Source organism: Mycolicibacterium moriokaense (genome assembly GCF_010726085.1).
Classification (GTDB): domain Bacteria; phylum Actinomycetota; class Actinomycetes; order Mycobacteriales; family Mycobacteriaceae; genus Mycobacterium; species Mycobacterium moriokaense.
On record NZ_AP022560.1, the window covers coordinates 1720727 to 1742695 of the forward strand.

General features: G+C 66.3%; 21 protein-coding genes. 11 read left to right on the plus strand and 10 right to left on the minus strand.

Annotation, left to right across the window (positions count from 1 at the left end):
- The first annotated feature begins 1 nt into the window (after nt 1).
- The 4 genes from G6N43_RS08440 (at nt 2) to G6N43_RS08455 (ending at nt 2472) form a co-directional block, all read left to right on the plus strand.
- On the plus strand, nt 2-712 hold the full coding sequence (locus G6N43_RS08440) for an FtsB family cell division protein (protein WP_083148949.1): 711 nt from the start codon (nt 2-4) through the stop codon (nt 710-712).
- Nucleotides 705-1199, plus strand: a complete 495-nt coding sequence (locus G6N43_RS08445; RefSeq protein WP_083148948.1) for a DUF501 domain-containing protein — start codon at nt 705-707, stop codon at nt 1197-1199. The genes G6N43_RS08440 and G6N43_RS08445 overlap by 8 nt, the downstream gene beginning before the upstream one ends.
- A complete protein-coding gene (locus G6N43_RS08450; RefSeq protein WP_083149198.1) occupies nt 1196-2134 on the plus strand; it encodes a Ppx/GppA phosphatase family protein in 939 nt (312 codons plus the stop codon). Before G6N43_RS08445 ends, G6N43_RS08450 begins: the two co-directional genes overlap by 4 nt.
- Nucleotides 2135-2220: 86 nt before the next feature.
- Entirely contained in the window at nt 2221-2472 is a 252-nt protein-coding gene (locus G6N43_RS08455) for a three-helix bundle dimerization domain-containing protein (protein ID WP_083148947.1), read from the plus strand.
- A 68-nt stretch (nt 2473-2540) separates the two neighbouring features.
- Here the strand turns inward: G6N43_RS08455 and G6N43_RS08460 are convergent, their stop codons facing one another.
- A complete protein-coding gene (locus G6N43_RS08460) occupies nt 2541-3716 on the minus strand; it encodes an aromatic ring-hydroxylating oxygenase subunit alpha (RefSeq protein WP_083148946.1) in 1176 nt (391 codons plus the stop codon).
- A gap of 118 nt (nt 3717-3834) precedes the next feature.
- On the opposite strand from G6N43_RS08460, the gene gnd reads away from it, so the two are divergent.
- Genes gnd through G6N43_RS08475 form a run of 3 tightly spaced genes read left to right on the plus strand, consistent with a single transcriptional unit; the run spans nt 3835 to nt 7064 of the window.
- Complete coding sequence (gene gnd / locus G6N43_RS08465) at nt 3835-4845, plus strand: phosphogluconate dehydrogenase (NAD(+)-dependent, decarboxylating) (RefSeq protein WP_179967984.1); 1011 nt, start codon at nt 3835-3837, stop codon at nt 4843-4845.
- Nucleotides 4846-4850: 5 nt separating this feature from the next.
- A complete protein-coding gene (gene zwf, locus G6N43_RS08470; protein ID WP_083148944.1) occupies nt 4851-6242 on the plus strand; it encodes a glucose-6-phosphate dehydrogenase in 1392 nt (463 codons plus the stop codon).
- Entirely contained in the window at nt 6243-7064 is an 822-nt protein-coding gene (locus G6N43_RS08475) for a PaaX family transcriptional regulator C-terminal domain-containing protein (protein WP_083148943.1), read from the plus strand.
- A gap of 39 nt (nt 7065-7103) precedes the next feature.
- On the opposite strand, the gene G6N43_RS08480 is transcribed toward G6N43_RS08475, so the two are convergent.
- Complete coding sequence (locus G6N43_RS08480; protein ID WP_110810251.1) at nt 7104-8972, minus strand: propionyl-CoA synthetase; 1869 nt, start codon at nt 8970-8972, stop codon at nt 7104-7106.
- 43 nt (nt 8973-9015) lie between these two features.
- Here G6N43_RS08480 and G6N43_RS08485 point away from each other — a divergent pair, with 43 nt between their 5' ends.
- The 3 genes from G6N43_RS08485 to G6N43_RS08495 all read left to right on the plus strand — a co-directional run bounded on the left by G6N43_RS08485 (nt 9016) and on the right by G6N43_RS08495 (nt 10923).
- Nucleotides 9016-9882, plus strand: a complete 867-nt coding sequence (locus tag G6N43_RS08485) for an alpha/beta fold hydrolase (RefSeq protein ID WP_083148942.1) — start codon at nt 9016-9018, stop codon at nt 9880-9882.
- Between the two features lie 78 nt (nt 9883-9960).
- Nucleotides 9961-10431 carry an SRPBCC family protein gene (locus G6N43_RS08490; protein ID WP_083148941.1) on the plus strand — a complete coding sequence of 157 codons (471 nt, stop codon included), beginning with the start codon at nt 9961-9963 and terminating at the stop codon, nt 10429-10431.
- Between the two features lie 6 nt (nt 10432-10437).
- Entirely contained in the window at nt 10438-10923 is a 486-nt protein-coding gene (locus G6N43_RS08495) for a DUF309 domain-containing protein (protein WP_083148940.1), read from the plus strand.
- 58 nt (nt 10924-10981) lie between these two features.
- On the opposite strand, the gene G6N43_RS08500 is transcribed toward G6N43_RS08495, so the two are convergent.
- The 8 genes from G6N43_RS08500 to G6N43_RS08535 all read right to left on the minus strand — a co-directional run bounded on the left by G6N43_RS08500 (nt 10982) and on the right by G6N43_RS08535 (nt 20877).
- Nucleotides 10982-11671 carry a response regulator gene (locus G6N43_RS08500; protein WP_083148939.1) on the minus strand — a complete coding sequence of 230 codons (690 nt, stop codon included), beginning with the start codon at nt 11669-11671 and terminating at the stop codon, nt 10982-10984.
- Nucleotides 11668-14178: a DUF4118 domain-containing protein gene (locus G6N43_RS08505; protein WP_407664894.1), complete on the minus strand. Its 2511-nt coding sequence runs from the start codon at nt 14176-14178 to the stop codon at nt 11668-11670. The genes G6N43_RS08500 and G6N43_RS08505 overlap by 4 nt, the downstream gene beginning before the upstream one ends.
- A gap of 23 nt (nt 14179-14201) precedes the next feature.
- A complete protein-coding gene (locus G6N43_RS08510) occupies nt 14202-15077 on the minus strand; it encodes a potassium-transporting ATPase subunit C (RefSeq protein ID WP_083148937.1) in 876 nt (291 codons plus the stop codon).
- A gap of 1 nt (nt 15078) precedes the next feature.
- Nucleotides 15079-17220 carry a potassium-transporting ATPase subunit KdpB gene (gene kdpB, locus G6N43_RS08515; RefSeq protein ID WP_083148936.1) on the minus strand — a complete coding sequence of 714 codons (2142 nt, stop codon included), beginning with the start codon at nt 17218-17220 and terminating at the stop codon, nt 15079-15081.
- Nucleotides 17220-18890 (minus strand): potassium-transporting ATPase subunit KdpA, encoded by a 1671-nt coding sequence (gene kdpA / locus G6N43_RS08520; RefSeq protein ID WP_083149196.1) that lies wholly within the window; start codon nt 18888-18890, stop codon nt 17220-17222. Before kdpA ends, kdpB begins: the two co-directional genes overlap by 1 nt.
- A 9-nt stretch (nt 18891-18899) precedes the next feature.
- Nucleotides 18900-19001 (minus strand): K(+)-transporting ATPase subunit F, encoded by a 102-nt coding sequence (kdpF, locus tag G6N43_RS30645; protein WP_234809969.1) that lies wholly within the window; start codon nt 18999-19001, stop codon nt 18900-18902.
- A 196-nt stretch (nt 19002-19197) separates the two neighbouring features.
- Nucleotides 19198-20070, minus strand: coding sequence for a DMT family transporter (locus G6N43_RS08530; protein WP_234809968.1), 873 nt, complete (start codon nt 20068-20070; stop codon nt 19198-19200).
- 150 nt (nt 20071-20220) lie between these two features.
- Nucleotides 20221-20877, minus strand: coding sequence for a hypothetical protein (locus tag G6N43_RS08535; RefSeq protein ID WP_083149194.1), 657 nt, complete (start codon nt 20875-20877; stop codon nt 20221-20223).
- A gap of 175 nt (nt 20878-21052) precedes the next feature.
- Between G6N43_RS08535 and G6N43_RS08540 the strand changes: the two genes are divergently transcribed.
- Entirely contained in the window at nt 21053-21736 is a 684-nt protein-coding gene (locus G6N43_RS08540) for a type III PLP-dependent enzyme domain-containing protein (RefSeq protein WP_234809966.1), read from the plus strand.
- The last annotated feature ends 233 nt before the right edge of the window (nt 21737-21969 follow it).

A 21969-nucleotide genomic window follows, 5' to 3' on the forward strand; every position in this document is an offset into this window, starting at 1 on the left:
CGTGCCCGAAGCGAAGCGGCCCGATCCCAAACGGCGATCCCCGACTTCTCGACCGAAGTCGGGTAAGTCCGAGGGCGCACGGGGCCGCCCGCGTGGCGCGTCGCCCGCGCGCAAGGAGCCGCGCACGACCGAGACGCGGCCTGTTGCCAAAACAAAACCTCAGGCCGAGGCGCAGGCACCCGACGAACCCAAGGACACCGCCGACTCGATCCGCAAATCCATTGCGGTGTCGGCCGAACAGCAGTCCGAGCAACGGTTCGGATCTGCGGCGCGGCGCGCCGCGATCCTGGCTGCGGTGGTGTGCGTGTTGACGCTGACGATCGCGGGGCCGGTGCGGACCTACTTCGGTCAGCGCACCGAGATGAAGCAACTGAAGGCCACCGAGGAGCAATTGCGCGCCCAGATCGCCGAATTGGAGCAGCAGAAGGTCAAGCTGCACGACCCCGTGTTCATCGCCGCGCAGGCACGGGAACGTCTCGGATTCGTGATGCCCGGGGAGATTCCATATCAGGTGCAGCTTCCCCCGGGCAGTGCGGCGCCCGTGACGCCCGGCGACGCCGAGGTGGCGACCGTCGATCCTGACCAACCCTGGTATACGGCGTTGTGGGGCACCATCGCCGACGCGCCGTACGGTGTTGCGCCGGGTGATCCGGTCGCGCCCGTGCCGGCACCCGCTCCGCCCCCGAGTAGTCCGCCCGCGCCCGGTGGTTGACCCGGCGGACCTGGCGGCGGTCGCGGAGCAGCTCGGTCGTGAGCCGCGTGGTGTGCTCGAGATCGCCTACCGATGCCCCAACGGTGAGCCCGGGGTGGTGAAGACGGCACCGAAACTGCCTGACGGCACACCGTTTCCGACGCTGTACTACCTGACTCACCCCACGCTGACCGCGGCGGCGAGTCGCTTGGAGTCGTCGGGCATGATGCGGGACATGACCGAGCGTCTTCAGCACGATCCGGATCTGGCCGCCGCCTATCGTCGGGCGCATGAGTCCTACCTCGCCGAGCGTGACGCGATAGAGCCCTTGGGGACAACGTTTTCCGGTGGTGGTATGCCGGACCGGGTGAAGTGCCTGCATGTGCTGATCGCGCATTCGCTCGCCAAGGGGCCTGGCGTCAACCCGTTGGGTGACGAGGCGCTGGCAGTGCTGGCCGCTGAGCCGGCGATGGCGGACATTCTGGACCGGGAGACGTGGAGCGCATGAGCAGGGTCGGCGCGATTGACTGCGGTACCAACTCGATTCGGTTGCTGATCGCCGACATCGATGACGGCAAGATATCCGACGTGCATCGCGAGATGCGCATCGTCCGGTTGGGGCAGGGGGTCGACGCGACGGGGCAGTTCGCTTCCGACGCGCTGGCTCGGACCAAGGCGGCGCTGGCCGACTATGTCGAGTTGATGCGCAGACACGAGGTGTCGAAGGTGCGGATGGTCGCCACCTCCGCGACGCGCGACGCATCCAATCGCGACGTGTTCTTCGCGATGACCGCTGAGGTGCTCGGGGCCGTCGTGCCCGGCGCGGTGGCCGAGGTGATCACCGGCACCGAGGAAGCCGAACTGTCGTTCCGCGGGGCGGTCAACGAATTGGACGCCGCGACAGGTCCTTTCGTTGTTGTCGACCTGGGCGGCGGGTCGACGGAGGTGGTGCTCGGTGTACGCGACGTGGAGGCCAGCTACTCCGCCGATATCGGGTGCGTGCGGCTGACGGAACGCTGCCTGCATTCCGACCCGCCGACCGCCGTCGAGATCGCTGCGGCGCGCGAGGTTGTCCGCGACGGGCTCGGCGAGGCGTTTCGCGTCGTACCCGTCGAACGTGCGCGCACCTGGGTCGGCGTCGCCGGCACCATGACGACGGTCTCGGCGCTGGCGCACAAGATGACGACCTACGACTCCGAGGCGATCCATTTGTCCCGGGTGCCCTTCGGCGACCTGCTGCCTGTCTGCGATGAGCTGATCGCGATGACGCGTGCGCAGCGCGCGGTGCTGGGGCCGATGCACGAGGGTCGGGTGGACGTGATCGGTGGGGGCGCGATCATCGTCGAGGAGTTGGCGTATGCGCTGGGGCAGCGGGCCGGCATCGACGAGTTGGTGGTCAGCGAGCACGACATCCTCGACGGTATCGCCCTGTCGATCGCCTAGTTTGTTGCGATTTCGGCGTGTCTGGTCACGCTGAGCGGTACCCAGCACGCCGAAATCGAGAGGGAACGTCGTGCGTTGAACGAGGTGTGAACGACTCAACGACGGGTCGCGGCGTCGGCGCGACCGAACGGCGGCTCATCGAGCAGCTGGTAGACCGACTCGTCGATCGGTTTCCGGGGCTCGACCCGGTGACGGTGCGGTGGGTCGTCGGGGAGATCCACGCCCGCTATGACGGTCGGCCGGTGCGCGAGTACATCCCGCTGTTCGTCGAACGTCACGCTTTCGCCGAGCTCGAGCGGTTGTCGGCGACGGCGGAAACCCGGGCAGCGACCGCCTAACCCCAGCGATTTGGGCGTGCTTAGTGACGCTGAGCGTGACTAAGCACGCCCAAATCGCAAAAGATCGGTCATCGCATCGCCGCCAACCGCGCGTCGAGGGTGGCGTGGAAGTGCCCAATCGCGCTCTCGTGCGTGCCGAACTCGACGAACTCATTGGCCCCGGCGTGCAGTCCGCGCTGCACGCCCTCCGACATCTCGTTGTCCTCCGCCCCGCCCTCGTTGAGCAGATTGCGTGCGCCCCCAGCCGATTCGCGATCCGCAGCGAGCCTTTCGGCCACCTCGCGCTTGACCATCGCATAGATCGTGACGGTGGTGTGCTCGATGTCGATCGGATCGATTGTGATCGTCAGGACCTGGTTCGGGAACGTCGCGACCATGACATTCGGGAACAGGTGATATACGTAGGTCACCCGGTGATCCACCGACCATGACGATTCCGGCCGGTCACGCAGGCGTTCGATGTTCTGGTACGGGAACGTGATCCGGCTGTTGGGGCCGAATCTCTCGACGACGTTGAGGTCGTCGTACTGCAGCGGATAGAACGTGTCCTTGTGCGTCGTGCGGATGTGGTAGCCCTCCAGGAACTGCTCGACGAGCACCTTCCAGTTCATCGCCCGCAAGGCGGGCCGCGCCGCGAACAGCTGCGTCGCCGGCATCAACTTGTCCCGCCATGGACTGCCGTCGGTCAGCGCTGACATCGCGGCGTCCGCACCTGGGCCCGGCGATCCCAGCGGGTCGATGACGATCAACCCGTCGACTTCTCGGCTCTGCACCTCAACCAGTCCGCGCGTCGCCATGTCCAGGTCGGGGAACGCGTCAGCGTGCGGAACGTGTGACAGCACACCGTCGAGGCGATAGGTCCAGCCGTGATAGCGACACACCAACGCCTGCGCACAGCCCGGGCCTTCGACGAGCGCCATTCCGCGGTGCCGGCAGGCGTTGCGGAACACCCGCGCCTTGCCGTCGCGGCCGCGCACCGCGAACAGCGGCACCCCGAAACTGACCCGTTCGACGTGGTCGCCCGCCTTGGGCAGTGCCGCCGACGGGAGGTAGACGCTCGGATAGGAGCGCAGCAACTCGAGCTCATCAGCGAATCGCGTTGGATTGAAATAGTTTTCGACCGGCTCCCGCCACGCGGCGCCGACGTCGGTCGTGCCGGCGTCGATGTGCGCCAGAATGCGGCGGGCGATATCTCGATCATCCGCCAGCTCATGAGCTACCGACGCCTCTGTCGGAGTGACCATGCTTCGGAAGTATCACACTTGAAACGCTACGTGTCAACGAAATCGTGAGATAGCATCATGGAACTCTGGGGCGTCCATCATCGGCACGACGAGGAGAGACATGGCAACGGATTCGCCAATGCAACTGGGAATGGTCGGCCTCGGCCGTATGGGCGCCAACCTGGTGCGGCGCCTCATGCGCGACGGGCATCGCTGCGTCGTCTACGACATGAACTCCGACGCGGTGTCCGCTCTCGCGGGCGAGGGCGCGACCGGGGCGGACTCGTTGAGGGATTTCGTGCAGAAGCTCGAGAAGCCCCGCGCCGTGTGGTTGATGCTGCCCGCCGCGGTGGTCGACTCGACGCTGGAACAGCTGATCGATCTGTTGGAACCGGGCGACACGGTGATCGACGGCGGAAACTCGTACTACCGCGACGACATCACCCGCGCCAAGAGTCTGCTGACGAAGAACATCCATTACGTGGACTGCGGCACCAGCGGTGGCGTATGGGGACTCGAGCGCGGTTACAGCCTGATGATCGGCGGCGAGACGGAGATCGTGCAGCGCCTCGACCCGATCTTCAAGACGATCGCCCCGGGAAGCGGTTGTGCCGAACCCACACCCAACCGGACGCGCACCGACGGCACGGCCCAGGACGGCTATCTGCACTGCGGGCCAAGCGGCGCAGGGCATTTCGTGAAGATGGTGCACAACGGCGTGGAGTACGGGATGATGGCCGCCATCGCCGAGGGCCTCAGCATCATCAAACACGCCGACGCCGGCAAGGTGACCCGCACCGTCGACGCCGAGACCACCCCGCTGCGCGATCCGTGGGCCTACGAGTACACCATCGACGTGGCCGAGGTCGCCGAAGTCTGGCGCCGCGGATCGGTGGTGTCGTCGTGGCTGGTCGACCTCATCGCCGACGCGCTGGCGCGCTCGCCGGAGCTCGACGACTTCAGCGGTCGGGTGTCGGACTCCGGGGAGGGACGCTGGACGGTGTTGGCGGCCGTGGACGAGGGCGTTCCCGCGCCGGTGATCACGACGTCATTGTTCGAGCGGTTCGAATCCCGAGAGCTGGGTGAGTTCACCGCCAAGGTCCTGTCCGCCATGCGCAGCGAATTCGGCGGCCACGCCGAGAAGAAGTAGGCGCCATGACGACACCGGCGACCACACCCGCGGATGTGCTGGTGATCTTCGGCATCACCGGAGATCTCGCCAGGAAGATGACGTTCCGTTCGCTGTACCGGCTCGAACGCCGCAAGCAACTGGACTGCCCGATCGTCGGCGTCGCGCTCGACGACTGGTCGGTGGCAACCCTGCGTGACCGTGCCCGCGAGGCGATCGAGGCCGGCGGCGAGACCCTCGACGAGGACGTGTTCGCGCGGTTCGCAAAGCGCCTGTCGATGGTGTCCGGCGACTTCGCTGACGCGAAAACCTATGAGCGCGTGGCCAAGGCGATCGAGGGCAAGCACACCCCCGTCTTCTATCTCGAGATACCGCCGTCGCTGTTCGGCCGCGTCGTCGAGGGGCTGGCGAACGCCAACCTCACCTCGCGCGCCCGGGTCGTGGTGGAGAAGCCCTTCGGCCATGACCTGGAGTCGGCGCGAGCGCTCAATGCGCAGTTGAGCGCCGTACTGGAGGAGTGGCAGATCTTCCGCATCGACCACTTCCTCGGTAAGGAACCGGCGATGGACATCATGTTCCTGCGGTTCGCCAACTCGGTGTTCGAGCCGCTGTGGAACCGCGACCGGATCCAGTGCGTACAGCTCACGATGGCCGAGAACTTCGGCGTGGAGGACCGCGGCAGTTTCTACGACCCGGTGGGCGCGCTGCGCGATGTCGTGCAGAACCACCTGTTGCAGCTGATCGGGCTGTTCGCCGCCGAGCCCCCGAGCGTCGCCGACGCCGACGGGTTGCGCGACAAACGCGTTGAGGTGTTTCGCGCGATTCCGTCGATCGATCCCGCGCACTACGTGCGTGGGCAGTACGACGGATATCGCTCCGTCAAGGGTGTGGCGCCCGACTCGCAGACCGAGACGTTCGCCGCGTTGCGGCTCGAGATCGACAACTGGCGTTGGGCCGGTGTGCCCTTCTTCATCCGCGCCGGCAAGGCACTTCCGGTGCGGGCCACCGAGATCCGGGTCATCTTCAAGCGCCCACCGAAGCTGGCCATCACCTCGCAGACCCACGATCCCAACGAACTCGTGCTGGGCATCGACCCCAGGCCGGGCACCGACATGATCATTCAAGCCAAGGAACCGGGCGCCAATCGCACACGCTCTGTTGACTTGTCGCTGATCTTCGCCAAGGAACTGGGGGAGGCGCCCGAACCCTACGAGCGGCTGTTGAGCGACGCGATGCGCGGCGACTCCACCCAGTTCGCGCGTGAGGACGGCGTCGAAGAGACGTGGCGCATCGTGCAGCCGCTGCTCGACAACCCGCCACCGGTCCAGCCGTATGCGGTGGGATCGTGGGGCCCGGCGGATGCAGCCAAACTCTGTGCCGGACAGCCAGGTTGGCGTGAGCCCTGGTTAGGGGGGTAGGTGCCGACAGCGTCCCGCGCCCGCGTCGCCGACCTGATCGGCGATCGCACCCTGAGCGCACGCTCGGTCCTCGCGACGGCCTTGCTGGGTGCCGACGAGCCGCACCTCACGGTGGGTGAACTCGTCGCAGTCGCTTCACTGTTCGGAATCAGCGACGGGGCCACCCGCACGTGCCTGTGGCGCATGGTGTCCAACGGTGAGCTGACCGGCGACGACGGCGTCTATGCACTGGCCGGGCCGCTGCTGGAACGGCGGGAACGCGTCGACGAGGCCGCCCGGTTCGACGACACGGCGTTGCCATGGGACGGCACATGGGAATTGGCGGTCGTCTCGCTGGAGCGCCGGTCCGCGGCCGAACGGCTCGCGCTGCGCAAGGCCGCGACGGGACTGCATCTTGCGGAGCTGCGCGAAGGTGTCTGGATACGTCCGGACAACCTGGACCCCGACCGCCTGCCGACGCTGCGAGCGGTGTTGGACCGCCAGTGTGTGCACTTCCACGGCGCGGCCACCGACGTGCCCGTCGAGGTGGTGAGATCGCTTTTCAACCTTGCCGATTGGGCAGCCGATGCTCGACGGCTCACCGACGCCATGCTCGACGAATTACACGTCCATGCGGTCGACACCGACGACTTCAAATATCTGTTCGGGCTTTCGATTACCGTCGTGCGGCGTCTTCAGCTCGACCCGCTGCTACCCGTCGAACTCGAACCCGACGACTGGCCGGGCCACGATCTGCGCAGCACCTACCGCCAGTTCGACGAGGCGTTCAAACGCCAACTGGCGACGCGCCGAGCAGACGTGAACTCCCCTAATTTCCGTTGAATTTGGGGGGTTTCGCGTCTGCTCGGCAACAGAGGTAAGTCAACCGCGGAGAATCGGCTTCAGCGCATCGAGCACCGCCGGGTCCTCGATGGTCGACGGCACCGGCTCGTCCTTACCGTGCGCGATGCCGCGCAACGTCTTGCGCAGGATCTTCCCCGACCGCGTCTTGGGCAGCGCCGTGACCACGTCGACCTGCCTCAGGCATGCGACCGCTCCGATCTCGTCGCGGACGAGCTGCACCAGCTCCTCGGGAAGGCCCTCGCCGGATGCACCTGCCTTGAGGACGACGAGTCCGCGCGGCACCTGGCCCTTGATCTCGTCGGCGACGCCGATCACCGCACACTCCGCGACCGACGGATGCGTCGCCAGAGCCGCCTCGATGGATCCCGTCGAAAGACGGTGTCCCGCAACGTTGATGACGTCGTCGATACGCCCCATCACGAACAGATAGCCGTCCTCGTCGAGGTAGCCGCCGTCGCCGGTCAGGTAGTAGCCGGGATGCTCGCAGAGATAGGACGCCTCGTAGCGGGCGTCGTCGCCCCAGAGCGTCGGCAGGGTGCCCGGCGGCAGCGGCAGGGCGATGCAGATCGCGCCCTCCTCGCAGGGTTCGCAGTGCGAGCCGTCGGTGTGCAGGATGCGCACGTTGTAGCCCGGCATCGGCACCGTCGGCGAACCCGCCTTGATCGGCATCGGTTCCACGCCCATCGGATTGGCGGCGATCGCCCATCCGGTCTCGGTCTGCCACCAGTGGTCGACAACCGGGATGCCCAGCTTCGCCGACGCCCATTCGTAGGTGTCGGGGTCCAGCCGCTCACCGGCCTGGAACAGGTACTTCATGCTCGACAGGTCGTAGCGTCCGATGTGGCTGCCGTCGGGGTCTTCCTTGCGGATGGCCCGAAGCGCCGTCGGCGCCGAAAACAGCGCTTTCACACCGTGTTCCGACACGACTCGCCAGAACGCGCCGGCGTCGGGGGTGCCGATCGGCTTGCCCTCGTAGAGGATCGTCGTCGCGCCGAGCATCAGCGGTGCGTACACGATGTAGGAGTGGCCGACCACCCAGCCGACGTCGGACGCCGCCCAGAACACCTCGCCCGGTGCGATGTCGTAGATGTTGCGCATGCTCCACAGCAACGCCACCGCGTGGCCGCCGTTATCGCGGACGATGCCCTTGGGCTTGCCGGTCGTGCCGGACGTGTAAAGCACGTACAACGGGTCGGTGGCGGCCACCGGCACCGGGTCGACGGGATCGGCGTCGGCGAGGTCGCTCCAGTCGACGTCCCGCTCCGGCGCCAGCTCGCAGCCGAGGTGGTCGCGCTGCACGATGACGCAGTGACGGGGCGGGTGTTCGGCCATCTCAATGGCGGCGTCGAGCATCGGCTTGTAGGCCACGGTCCGCGACGGCTCGATACCGCAGGACGCCGACACGATGACGGCGGGCTGCGCGTCGTCGATGCGCGTCGCAAGCTCATGCGCGGCGAACCCGCCGAACACCACGGAGTGCACCGCTCCCAGCCGGGCGCACGCCAGCATCGCGATCACCGCTTCGGGGATCATCGGCATGTAGATGACCACGCGGTCGCCTTTGGTCACACCGAGTCCGCGCAGCGCCCCGGCGAAGCGAGCAGTGAGGTCCAGTAGCTCCCGGTAGGTATACGTGCGCTTCATCGCGGTCACGGGGGAGTCGTAGATCAGCGCGGGCTGATCGCCGCGACCGGCTTCGACGTGGCGGTCCAGCGCGTTGGCGCAGGTGTTGAGCTCGCCGTCGGGGAACCATCGGTAGAACGGCGGGTGCGAGTCGTCGAGGACCTGCTGTGGTTCGCGGGTCCACGTGACGTCTCTGGCGGCGTCCGCCCAGAAGGCCGTCGGATCGGAGATGCTGGCGTCGAAGAGGTCGCGATACCCGGCCATACCCCGCACCGTAGCGCGCAGCGCGGTCTCTATAGTCCGATTGATGACTGTCGAACCACCCCAGATAGAAGGTGTGCGCCGGTCGTTCGTCGAAGCCAACGGCGTGCGGTTCCACGTGACCGAGTCCGGTCCGCCCGACGGCCGCCCAGTCGTCGCGCTGCACGGGTGGCCGCAGCACCACTACGAGTGGCGCGACCTGCTGGTCGACCCGCCGGCCGGACTGCGGATCATCGCCCCTGACCTGCCCGGATACGGATGGTCAGGCCCTGCCCCGCATCGCTGGGCCAAGGAGGACGTCGCCACGGACGTCCTTGCGCTGCTCGATGTGCTGGGCCTCGACCGCGTCCTGCTGGTGGCCCACGACTGGGGGGCGTACGTGGGGTACCGCATGATCCTGCGGGCTCCGGAGCGCTTCGACGGCTACCTCGCGATGAATATCAACCATCCGTGGCAGCGGCCGGCCGACGTGCTGCCGCATCTGTGGAAGCTCGCCTACCAGGTGCCGCTGGCGGCGTTCGGGGTCTTCGTCCAACAACGCACGAAGTTCATCGAAAGGCTGATGTTCGGTATCGGGTCCGACCTGCCGCCCGAAGACGCGCGCCTGTTCGCCGAACGCTTCCGCGATCCGGTGTGCGCACGCGCAGGCAGGGACACCTACCGCACGTTTCTGACACGCGAATTGCCCAGCGCGGGAAGGAATCCCGAGACCCGACGGGCGACGGTCCCGATCCGCGTGCTGTTCGGAACCCGGGACCGCGCCGTCTCCGTATCCATGGTGTCGCCGGAGACGGCGAACGCCGACGACTACACGCTGGAGACGGTCGATGCCACGCACTTCGTCGTCGACGAGCGGCCGGACCTGGTCCGCAAGAAGCTGATCGCGCTGGCCGAGGAGACCGCGCGGGCCTGAGTTTGGCCGCCGCCCCTGCGGGTAGCCCTCCACCATGGCTGAAGAATTTGTCTCCTTTGCCCTGGTCGGCGGCCGGTGATGGGCGCGCCTGCGGCTGCTGACAGCTCGTTGACCGTCAAACGCGACACCACCGCCACGCGCAAGCAGGTATGGGACGTGATCGCCGACGGCTGGACCTACTCGCAATGGGTGGTGGGCAACAGCCGGATGCGGGCCGTCGAGCCGACCTGGCCCGCGGTCGGCAGCAAGATCCACCACACCATCGGGATCTGGCCGGTCGTCATCAACGACGAGACCGAGGTCGAATCGTGCACGCCGATGGAGGAACTGGTGCTGCTGGCACGCACCCGGCCGTTCGGCCAGGCGCGGATCACGTTGCGGCTCTACGACACTGCCGATGGATGCCGGATCGAGATGGCGGAGGTGCCCGTCGGCGGCCCGCTGAATCTGATTCCGCGTCGCCTCGCGTTGGCGGCGGCGTTTCCCCGTAACCGGGAATGCACATGGCGGTTGGCCGCGCTGGCGGAGCGTCGTACAAAAGTAGACTGATCCCTTGTGGCGGACCGCGATCGCGACGAGTTCGGCAAGGCGCGTAGCAGTCGACCGCGCGACGCGCTCGGACGTCCGCTACCGCACGGCAGCCAAGGTGTCGTGCGGATACCCGACGATCTGGACCTGACGCCGGCCGACTCGCTGGCCTACGCGCAGGACCTGCTGGACCAAGGGTTGGCGTTCAACGCGCACGAGGTGCTCGAGGCGGCGTGGAAGAGCGCACCCGACGATGAGCGCGAAATGTGGCAGGGACTGGCCCAGCTCGCCGTCGGCATCACCCACATTCAGCGAGGAAACACCGCCGGGGCGACGGGCGTGTTGACGCGCGCCGCGGATCGCCTCGGCGCGGTGGGCCGTCCGGCGCGTCACGGCGTCGATGTCGACGGGCTGGTAACGCACGCTCGTGCCCTAATCGACGACCTCGCTTTGGGCAACGACGTCGACGATGCGCGTCTGCGGCCCCGCCTCGTTTACCGCGAGCAGACGTAAACTGCTCCAAAACCTCGGCGTGTCGGGGGAAGTCTACGTCTGCTCGCCGGAGAACGGACTACTGCTGGAAGCGGTAACCCATCCCCGCCTCGGTGAGCAGATGCACCGGGTGCGACGGGTCGTCTTCGAGCTTGCGCCGCAGCTGCGCCAAGTACACCCGCAGGTAGTGCGTCTCCTTGGCGTAGGCCGGGCCCCATACCTCTTTGAGGAGTTCCTCGCGGCCGACGAGCTTTCCGCGGTTACGCACCAGCATCTCGAGCATGCCCCATTCGGTCGGCGTCAGGTGCACCTCGGCACCGTTCTTGGTCACCTTCTTGGCGGCCAGGTCGACGGTGAACGACGACGTCTCGATCACGGGCTCGTCGGTGTCCGACGCCGCCGCGGCCCGACGCACCGCGGCGCGCAGGCGAGCCAGAAACTCGTCCATGCCAAAGGGTTTGGTGACGTAGTCGTCCGCGCCGGCGTCCAGCGCCTCGACCTTGTCGGAGGAGTCTGTACGAGCCGAGAGCACGATCACCGGTGCGGTCAGCCAGCCCCGCAAGCCGCCGAGCACGTCGATACCGGACATGTCGGGCAGGCCGAGGTCCAGCACGATGACGTCAGGCCGATGGTCGGCCGCCTTGCGAAGCGCCTCTACGCCGCTGGCCGCGGTGAACACCTCGTAGCCGCGCACCGACAGATTGATGCGCAATGCCCGCAGGATCTGCGGTTCGTCGTCGATGACAAGTACCCGGGTCTTCGTGGTCATGGCACCGCCAGGTCGATCTCGACGGTGAGCCCGCCCCCGGGGGTGTCGGTTGCCGTGATCGTGCCGCCCATGGCTTCGACGAACCCGCGCGCAACCGAAAGTCCAAGGCCGACACCGATGCTGTTGTCCTGATCGCCGAGACGCTGGAACGGGGCGAACAACTGCGATTCGGTGCCGCGCGGGATGCCCGGCCCCTCGTCGATGACGGCGATCAGCACCCGGTCGCCGACCCGACCCGCGGTCACGCGCACCGGGCTGTCCGGTGCGTACCTCAGCGCGTTGTCGATCAGGTTGGCCAGTACCCGCTCCAGCAGTCCGCCGTCGGCCAGTACTGCGGCATCGGCCACATCGACCTTGACACGGTCCAACCCATGTCGCCGAAAACCGGTCGTACCCTTGCTGATTCCGAGCAGGGTCCGCTGCACCGTCTCCTCGAGATAGACGGTGCGTAGCTCGGGCTTCAACACCCCGGCGGCCAGTCGCGACGAATCGAGCAGATTACCGACCAGCGCGGTCAACTGGTCGACGGATTCTTCGATGGTCGCCAACAACTCCGAGGTGTCCTCGGCGGAGAAGTCGACGTCGTCGCTGCGCAGGCTCGACACCGCCGCCTTTGCCGCCGCCATGGGAGTCCGCAGGTCGTGGCTGACCGCCGACAACAGCGAACGCCGCAATTCATCGGCCTGCGAGATCGCTTCGGCCTTACCGGCTTCCTCGGCAAGCTCGCGCTGCTCGACCAAACCTGCCGCCTGCTTTGCGACGGCCGTGAGGACCCGACGGTCACGCGCGGGCAGCTTGCGTCCCGCCAGCAGCATCCAGAACTCGTCGTCGCCCACCTCGATGGCGGTGTCCGCAGCACCGACGTCGACGCACGGGTCGTCACCGACACACGCGACGATCCCCGCGCCGACGCGCAACAGGCTCACGGCCCGTTGTGAATACGTCTCCCGCACGCGCTCCAGCAGGGTGTCCAGGTCGGCACCACGCAACACCGAGCCCGCGAACAGCGCCAGCAGTTCGGCCTCCTGCGACGCCTGCCTCGCCTCGCGGGTGCGTTTGGCCGCACTGTCGACCAGCGCCGCGACGGCCACGGCGACCGCGAGCAGCACGACGCTGGTGATCGCGTTGTCCGGCCGGGCGATATCGAGTGTGTAGCGCGGTTCGATTAGGAAGTAGTTGAGCAGCAAGCCGGACAACACGGCCGACAACACTGCCGGCGCAACGCCTCCGAGCAGCGCGACGACCAGCACCCCCACGAAGAACAGCGCGCTCTCCCCGCCGACGTCGAGCACCGGATCGAGCACGAAGACCAGCAGCGCACAGACGGCCGAAGGCATCACGACGGCCGCCAGCCACGACGCCAGATGGTGCTGACGCAAAGCGGCCCACGACCACGACGACGCCTTGCGCGCCTCGGGATGGGTGACCATGTGCACGTCGATCGAGCCGGACTGCTGGACCACGGCCGCACCGATGCCCTCGTCGAACATCCGCGCCCACCGGGACCGCCGCGATGTTCCGATCACCAGCTGGGTGGCATTCTCGTCGCGCGCGAAATCCATTAAGGCGCTTGGTACATCGTCGCCGACGACGGTATGCACGGTGGCACCGAGGCTCGCCGCCAACTCTCGAATCTTGCCCATCTGCAGCGCCGAGACGCCGGACAAGCCGTCGCCACGGACGACGTGCACCACCATCAGCTCGGCACTGGACTTCGACGCGATCCGAGACGCCCTGCGCACCAACGTTTCTGACTCCGCGCCACCGGTCACCGCGACAACGACGCGTTCGCGGGCCTCCCAGGTTGCGGTGATCTGATTCTCTTCGCGGTAGCGCTCCAATGCGGAGTCGACCTGGTCGGCCAGCCACAGCAACGCGAGCTCGCGAAGCGCGGTCAGATTGCCCCTGCGGAAGTAGTTGGACATTGCCGCGTCGATGCGTTCCGGGGCATACACGTTGCCGTGGGCAAGTCTGCGCCGCAATGCTTCCGGCGTGATGTCGACCAGCTCGATCTGGTCCGCGGCTCGCACAATCTCGTCGGGCACCTTCTCCTGTTGCTCGATGCCGGTGATCTGGGTGACGACGTCGTTGAGGCTCTCGAGGTGCTGGACGTTGACCGTCGAGATGACGGTGATCCCGGCGTCGAGCAGTTCCTCGACGTCCTGCCACCGCTTGGGGTTTTTGCTGCCCGGGGTGTTGGTATGGGCCAGTTCGTCGACGAGGACGACCTGCGGTGCACGCCGCAGCACCGCCTCGACGTCGAGTTCCGGGAACTGCTTGCCGCGGTACTCGATCAGCTTCGGCGGCACGTTTTCGACGCCCTCGAGAAGCTCGGCGGTCTTCGTGCGGCCGTGTGTCTCCACCACTGCGGCGACCACGTCGGTGCCGCGCTCCAACCGCCGGTGCGCCTCGCCGAGCATCGCGTAGGTCTTGCCGACACCGGGTGCGGCGCCCAGATAGATGCGCAGCTCACCGCGCTTCTTCTGAGCGCCGGTCCGGACGGTCACAAACCCATCATCCACCGGTCGTGTCAGCTTTTTGCCGGATACTTCTGGTCGAGGTCCAGGTTGAGCTGCAGCACGTTGACCGTAGGCTCGCCGAAGAATCCGAGGTACCTGCCGTCGGTGTGGGCCGCTACGACGTCACGGACCTGGTCGGGACTGATGCCGCGTGCGGTGGCCACCCGGTCCACCTGAATGTCTGCGTACGCGAGCGAGATGTCCGGATCGAGTCCGCTTCCGCTTGCGGTCACCGCGTCGGCGGGCACCGCGGGATCGGCGGAGGCATTGCCGCGGATCGGGACGATCTGACCGATGCTGTAGTCCTCACCCGGAGTCGCGCACTCGACGCGGACCCCTTCGTAGAAGTCGAGAAACGGTGTCTGGGTGGTCGCGCACGGTTCGTTGACGCTGACCACTCGTGTCGGGTGGACGACGTTGCCGCGCGCATCGCGCGGCCCGATCACCGACAGCACCGCGCCGACACCGCCACCCGTGCAGAACGGCCGTGTGCCGTCGACACCGTCGGTCTCACCGACTGCCGCGCTGCGCTCGCACACCAGGGTCAGCAGGCTGGGCTTGTCCGGTTCATCGACGATGCTCTCCGGCCCCAGGTTGCTCGCGCTGGTGGCCAGCGGGTTATATCCGTCGCCGGCCGCGGACGGTCGGCTCTGGAAGTACCGAGTTATCGGGTTGCCGTCGGCGTCGGTGAACGACTGGCCGATCAGGCTGCTGCCCACCAGTCTTCCGTCGACCTCGATGAGCGAACCGTTGGCTTTGTCGTTGAGGCCCGGGATCTGCGCCACCAGCCAGATGAACACCGGGTAGGCGATACCGAGGATCACGGTGAGCACCAGCAGCGCGCGCAGCGCCGCCCAGTGCTGACGAACGAGGTTGGGAGAGTTCATGTCACATTCCTGGGAACAGTTGGACGATCAAATCGATCAGCTTGATGCCGATGAATGGGGCGACGATTCCGCCGAGGCCGTAGATGTAGAGGTTGCGGCTCAACAACTTCGACGCGCTGGCCGGCGTGTAACGCACTCCCCGAAGCGAGAGCGGGATCAGCGCAATGATGACCAACGCGTTGAAGATCACCGCCGACAGGATCGCCGACTGCGGGCTGTGCAGCCGCATGACGTTCAGCAGGTCCAGGCCGGGGAACATGGCGACGAACAGTGCGGGGATGATCGCGAAGTACTTCGCGATGTCGTTGGCGATCGAGAACGTCGTCAACGCACCCCGCGTGATGAGCAGCTGTTTCCCGATTTCGACGATTTCGATGAGTTTGGTCGGGTCGGAGTCGAGATCGACCATGTTGCCGGCCTCTTTGGCCGCGGAGGTGCCGGTGTTCATTGCGACGCCGACGTCGGCCTGCGCGAGCGCGGGCGCGTCGTTGGTGCCGTCACCCGTCATCGCGACGAGCTTGCCGCCGGCCTGTTCCTTCTTGATCAGGGCCATCTTGTCTTCGGGAGTGGCCTCGGCGAGGAAGTCGTCGACGCCGGCTTCGTCGGCAATAGCTTTGGCGGTCAACGGGTTGTCGCCAGTGATCATCACGGTGCGGATGCCCATCCGCCGCATCTCGTCGAACCGTTCCCGCATGCCCTGTTTAACGACGTCCTTGAGGTGGATGACGCCCAGCACCTCGGCCGTGCCGTCGACCACCTGGCCCACAACCAGCGGCGTGCCGCCGGCGGCGGAGATGTCGTCGACGATGTCACCGAGTTGCGTCGGCACGGTCCCGCCCTCGGAGCGCACCCACTCGGCCACCGTGCTTGCCGCGCCTTTGCGCAGCTTGTGACCGCCCAGGTCGACGCCGGACATCCTTGTGGTCGCGCTGAATTCGATCCAGGTGGCGTTGACGAGCTCGCCGTGGGTGCGTGTCCGCAGTCCGTATTCCCGTTTGGCGTACACGACGATTGACCGACCTTCCGGTGTCTCGTCGGCGAGGCTGGACAACTGCGCGGCGTCGGCGAGCGCCTCGGCCGTCACCCCGGCGAGCGGAACGAACGCCGCGGCCTGCCGGTTACCCAGGGTGATGGTCCCGGTCTTGTCGAGTAGGAGGGTGTTGACGTCACCGGCGGCCTCCACCGCACGCCCCGACATGGCGAGCACGTTGCGCTGTACCAGGCGGTCCATGCCGGCGATCCCGATGGCCGACAACAGCGCGCCGATCGTGGTCGGGATGAGGCACACCAGCAGCGCCACCATGACGATCCCGCTGACGCCGTTTGCGTTGAGTGCCAGGGAGTCCGGTACACCCGGATTGTTGACCTTGGAGTAGATGGCCAGCGGCTGCAGGGTGGCGACGGCGAACACGAAGATGATCGTCAACGAGGCCAGCAGGATGTTCAGCGCGATCTCGTTCGGCGTCTTCTGCCGGTTGGCGCCTTCGACGAGCGCGATCATCCGGTCGATGAAGCTCTCGCCCTGCTTCTGGGTGATCCTGACGACGATGCGGTCGGACAGCACCGTGGTACCGCCGGTGACTGCCGAGCGGTCGCCGCCGGATTCGCGGATGACGGGTGCTGACTCGCCGGTGATCGCCGATTCGTCCACCGACGCAATGCCTTCCACGACGTCACCGTCGCCAGGGATGGACTGGCCTGCCTCGACGACGACGATGTCGCCCTGTTGCAGCAGTGGTGCGGCGACTTCCTCTTCCCGGCCGGGTGCGCCCGGCGCCCAGCCGATGAGGCGTCGCGCCATGGTGGCCGTCTTGGTCTTGCGTAGCGACTCGGCCTGCGCCTTGCCCCGGCCCTCGGCCACTGCCTCGGCGAGGTTGGCGAACACCACTGTGAGCCAAAGCCATCCGACGATCAGCCAGGCGAACCACGATGGATCGAGGACGGCGAGAATCGTGCTCCACACGGCGCCGATCTCGACGATGAACATGACGGGGTTGCGCCACAGCGTGCGGGGGTTGAGCTTGCGTAGCGCGTCCGGCAGCGACTTCCAGAGCATCTTCGGGTCGAGCAGGCCACCCTGAACACGCCTGGGCGTATTGGGTTGCGACCGCGCAGTCGACGCGGTTTCGAGCGTCAGAGACATCAGTGGATTCCTTCGGCGAGGGGTCCCAGCGCGAGCATGGGAAGGAAGGTCAGGGCGACCAGGATCAACGTCACGCCGGAGACCATGCCGACGAACTGCGGCCGGTGTGTCGGTAGCGTGCCGACGGAGACGGGCGTCTTGCCCTGCTTGGCCAGGGCACCGGCGAGGGCCAGCACGAAGATGATCGGCAGGAAGCGGCCCAGCAACATGGCCAGCCCGAGTGCGGTGTTGTACCAGTCGGTGTTGACAGAGATGCCGGCGAACGCCGACCCGTTGTTGTTGGCGGCGGAGGTGAAGGCGTACAGCACTTCCGAGAGGCCGTGCGGCCCGCCGTTGAGCATGCTCGCTCTTTGTCCCGGCATGGCCATTGCGGCGGCGGTTCCCGTCAACACGATCAACGGCGTAATGAGGAAATAGGTTGCCGCAAGCTTGATCTCACGCGGGGTCATCTTCTTTCCCAGGTACTCCGGCGTGCGGCCGACCATCAAACCCGCGATGAACACCGTGATGATCGCCAGCACCAGCATGCCGTAGAGGCCCGAGCCCACGCCGCCCGGTGCGACCTCGCCGAGCTGCATGTTGAACAGCGTGATCATGCCGCCGAGGCTGGTGTAGGAGTCATGGAACGAGTCGACCGCACCGGTGGACGTCAACGTCGTGAGGTCGGCGAATACCGCGGAATCCGGTACACCGAAGCGCTGTTCGACGCCTTCCATCGCCGATCCCACTGCAGTCGGGACCGTTCCGTGTGCCTGCACTTGGAAGGTCACGATCAGCGCCATGCTGATCAGTGCGATCACCGACATGACCGCCGCGATCGCGTATCCCTGCCTGCGACTGTCGACCATGCGGCCGAAGGTGCGCGGCAGGGAGAACGCGATGCAGGACAGCAGGAAGATCTCGACCCAGTTCGTCCATGCGGTCGGGTTCTCGAAGGGATGCGCGGAGTTGACGTTGAAGAATCCGCCGCCGTTGGTGCCGAGCAGCTTGATGGCTTCCTGGCTGGCGACCGGACCGCCGGGGATGGTCTGCTGTCCTCCTGCCAGGGTGGTGGCGACCTGCGTGTGCAGATCCCAGTTTTGGATGGTGCCGCCGACGACGAGTATCAGGGCACCGATCACCGAGAGCGGCAACAGGATTCGGATGCTGCCGCGGGCGAGGTCGACCCAGAAGTTGCCGAGTTCTGACGTGTTGCGCCGGGCCAGGGCGCGCACGAACGCCATCGCCACCGCCATGCCGACTGCTGCGGAGACGAAGTTCTGCACGGCCAGGCCGGCCATCTGCACCAGGTGGCCCTGGGTTGACTCACCCGAATACGCCTGCCAGTTGGTGTTGGTGACGAAGCTGACGGCGGTGTTCCAGGCCAGCGCCGGGGTCATGGCCGTGGCTGGATGGTTGAGGTGTAGCGGCAGCGTGCCCTGCACGAGTTGGAAGATGAACAGGAACAGCACGCTGACCGCTGAGAACGCCAGCACGCTGCGGGCGTAGGCGCCCCAGGTCTGCTCGGCCTTGGGATCGGCGCCGATCAGCCGGTAGAGGATTCGCTCACCGCGCAGATCGCGTTCGGACGAGTAGACGCGGTACATGTAGTCGCCCAAGGGCACGTGGACGACCGCAAGGCCGATGATGAGGGAGATGAGGAAGAGGATCCCCGCGGCGTCGGAAGACAAAGTACTCACTCAGAACCTCTCCGGAAACAGCAGGGCGGCGAAGAGGAAGACTGCGATGAGGACCGCGAGGACGAGGCCCACGACGTTGTCGATCACAGGCCCTCGACCCACTTCTGAACCAGGCCGAAGACGGCGAAGACCGCCACCGTCAGCGCGATATACACCAGGACGGACATGACACTCCGGGTCGTTTACGGGCAGCCGGATTTCGGCGGCCCGCACTATAAAACGACCTGTTCAGAGCGGTATCAGTGATCTTTACGGTTTCTTGACGGCGGCGCGCCGTTCCTTTACGACTTCGCCCGATTCATGCGACGGCGACCGGTTGACACCCACTGGCCTTCCTCAGAACCGCGATGACCCCGCCGCCCATGACCAACGCGATGCCGACGACACCGAGCAGCGTCGGTACGTGGTTCCAGAGCACCCAGTCGATGAGGGCTGTGAAAACGATGACGGTGTAGACGAACGGCCCTACTTTGACAGCTGAGGCATAGCGATAGGCGAGGACGATGAATCCTTGACTCATCAGCAGCGCCAGCGCGATGCCGATCAGGTAGATGGATCCACCCACCCCAAAGGGCCGCCAGTCGGCGATGGCAAACGGCGTACACAGCACCGTGGAGATTCCGAAGTAGTAGAAGAGAATTCGCGGTGTGGGCTCCGTGGCCCCCAGCCAGCGGACCGACATCAAGGCGATGGCGAGGCACAACGCGCCGGCCAGTGCGATGAGTGCGCCGATGTTGAACTTCTGATGGTGGGGCTGCAGGACCATGATCACCCCGACGAAGCCGATGGCGGCGCCGACCCACGTCGCCATGGATACTTTCTCGCGGAACAACACTCGCGCGATCAGCGGCATCCACAGCGGAGCGCTGAACGTCAACAGGATGGCATTCGTCAACGGCATCATGGTGATGGCGACGAAGAGGGCGTACCAGCAGGCCGTACCGCTCACCGCCCGCAAAACATGCAGCCCCGGCTTCTCGGTCTTCAGAGACGAAAGACCGCCGCGGAGCACGAACGGCAGGATGATCAGAAAGCAGATGAGGTTCTGAAACAGCAGGACGACCGCCGCCGACGTGAGCACTTCGGCCGCCTTCGCCAGGGCGCTCACCACCGCGGTGCAGAAGAAGGACAGCGAGCTCAGTACCGCGCCGAGAACCAGTTTCTCAGGCATGTGAGCTGAACCTGCGGACATCTCGCGCCTCCGTAGCGGGTGAATTGTCGGTCGAATCGCTACGGTATGGCGGCGGTCAGGTGCCGATCATCGGGCAAAACATGCGTCCGCGGGGGCGGTTATGGGGCAAAAGATGCAGACCGGCGTGGGTTAGCGGGAGCGCCCGAATCGCCGCTTGGACTTCCTAGCTGCCGGGTAGGGATCCTGAACCCACGCGTCCCATGTCGCTTCGGAGTCACCTTGGACGGGGCTGTTGGAGACATGCAAACCGAGGACCTCGACTTCCATTGTCGACCAACGTATTAGCGTGCCGTCGTTGCCGATCTCCTGTGCCAGGAGCGCCCGCTCGTCGGATTCGAGCCGGTCGCTGAACGCCTGCATGGTGTTCTTCAGGCGAATGTAGGGGACGGCATCGTCGAACTGTCTACAAAGGTCAATCAGTTCTCGTCGCGCGCGCTCGAGCGGGGTCGTGGGCTCTGATTCGGCGGGCTCGAGGACCGGGACGCTCTGCGGCTCTACTTGCGCGGGGGCAGCGGGCTCGCCGTACTTGGCCCGCAACGCTTCGAGCTCCGCAGTGGCCGCCAGCGCCTGCTCGCGCCACCATTGCAGGTGGTAGAGGACCAGCTTTGTTTCACAGTCCGGACAGACGGTGTCCGCACTGCTCACTCCGGTCAGCTCGGTCGCATCTTCGACCGCTGCTCCGCAAAGTGCCTGATTCTCGCGACGTTCGAGATAGTCCACGTGGTGAACCACCGAAGCGGAGAGGCCCCTCACGAAACTGTGGGGTGGCTCCACATAGGGGAACATAGCGGACCGACGCTCGATCGCGGCGTCAGGAATCGCCCCGTTTCCAGTCAACATGCTGCTAGGGCACGGGCTCTTCACAGGTTCGCCACCGATCCTTGGCGGGATGACACTCTCGATCGACCATCTAACTCGGCCGGCGCACGCGGCGGGCCCGAAAGCGAAACCGTCTTCGTTGGTGGATGAAACTGCCGTCCTGCACCGCTGTGCGCAGTATCGCGACGGTTTCAAGGGAACGGCCGTCAGGGTCCCCGCGGTATTGCTGCGATTCACGGCCGTGCGGGAGTGGATACAGCGCCAGCGGTTGGCGGTCGACGTCACGACCGCCGGCGAGCTGGCCCAGGCCGTGGTGGCGGGAACCGAGCCAGAGCGCATCGTCGTCCATCCGCGCGACGGGGCCGGGTTGCCGACGCCCCGGGCCGTCACCGCCGACGTGGGGCGATTCGTTGTGAGCTCGAGCCGTCACGTCGGCAGACTTGCCGCGCACACCCGGGAGCATCGACAGGTGCTCGTCGATGCGGCCGCCGATGGAGTGGGGGCGCTGGCCTCGGAGGTGTTGGCGCACAGCGAACTCGATCTCGTCGGGTTGCATTGCCGATTGAATGACGGTGACGTCGTCGGCGCGTTGATGCTGAGCCGTGCGATCGGCGAGATGTCCTGGATTAGGCGCCGGTACGGCGTCCTGCTCACTCAGATCAGTCTCGCGAACCTCGATGTCGGTGAACGGTGCGAGCGGTGGCTCCTTCGCCGGGTGTCGGACGCGATCTCCGAGGTGATCGACGAGGCCTGCGCGCGGCACCGGTTTCCCCGGCCGGCGCTGACCCTGGCACCGTCGCGCGGCGCGCTCCTACTGGGGCACTAGAGACCGACGCGGAGGCGCCCGCTGTCCCGGTGGGGCAGCGGGCGCCGTTGGCTGGGCGGCATTTGGCGCCACCTGCCAGCGAGCGGGCGCGGGCCATGCATGCTGCCGCCCGTAAACTCAGGGCGGCCTGCGACGGGCCTGGCCCCCATAGCCCAATTGGCAGAGGCAGCGGACTTAAAATCCGTGTTCATGGGGTTTTGAGTGGCAATGAGTGTTGGTGGAGACTGGTGGGT

What these genes read in the sequence shown, in the direction of transcription:
- G6N43_RS08450 (WP_083149198.1), top strand. Translation starts at nt 1,196, where the DNA reads ATGAGCAGGGTCGGCGCGATTGACTGCGGTACCAACTCGATTCGGTTG.
- G6N43_RS08460 (WP_083148946.1), bottom strand. Translation starts at nt 3,716, where the DNA reads ATGGTCACTCCGACAGAGGCGTCGGTAGCTCATGAGCTGGCGGATGAT.
- gnd (WP_179967984.1), top strand. Translation starts at nt 3,835, where the DNA reads ATGCAACTGGGAATGGTCGGCCTCGGCCGTATGGGCGCCAACCTGGTG.
- zwf (WP_083148944.1), top strand. Translation starts at nt 4,851, where the DNA reads ATGACGACACCGGCGACCACACCCGCGGATGTGCTGGTGATCTTCGGC.
- G6N43_RS08480 (WP_110810251.1), bottom strand. Translation starts at nt 8,972, where the DNA reads ATGGCCGGGTATCGCGACCTCTTCGACGCCAGCATCTCCGATCCGACG.
- G6N43_RS08485 (WP_083148942.1), top strand. Translation starts at nt 9,016, where the DNA reads ATGACTGTCGAACCACCCCAGATAGAAGGTGTGCGCCGGTCGTTCGTC.
- G6N43_RS08490 (WP_083148941.1), top strand. Translation starts at nt 9,961, where the DNA reads ATGGGCGCGCCTGCGGCTGCTGACAGCTCGTTGACCGTCAAACGCGAC.
- G6N43_RS08500 (WP_083148939.1), bottom strand. Translation starts at nt 11,671, where the DNA reads ATGACCACGAAGACCCGGGTACTTGTCATCGACGACGAACCGCAGATC.
- G6N43_RS08510 (WP_083148937.1), bottom strand. Translation starts at nt 15,077, where the DNA reads ATGAACTCTCCCAACCTCGTTCGTCAGCACTGGGCGGCGCTGCGCGCG.
- kdpB (WP_083148936.1), bottom strand. Translation starts at nt 17,220, where the DNA reads ATGTCTCTGACGCTCGAAACCGCGTCGACTGCGCGGTCGCAACCCAAT.
- G6N43_RS08530 (WP_234809968.1), bottom strand. Translation starts at nt 20,070, where the DNA reads ATGCCTGAGAAACTGGTTCTCGGCGCGGTACTGAGCTCGCTGTCCTTC.
- G6N43_RS08535 (WP_083149194.1), bottom strand. Translation starts at nt 20,877, where the DNA reads ATGTTCCCCTATGTGGAGCCACCCCACAGTTTCGTGAGGGGCCTCTCC.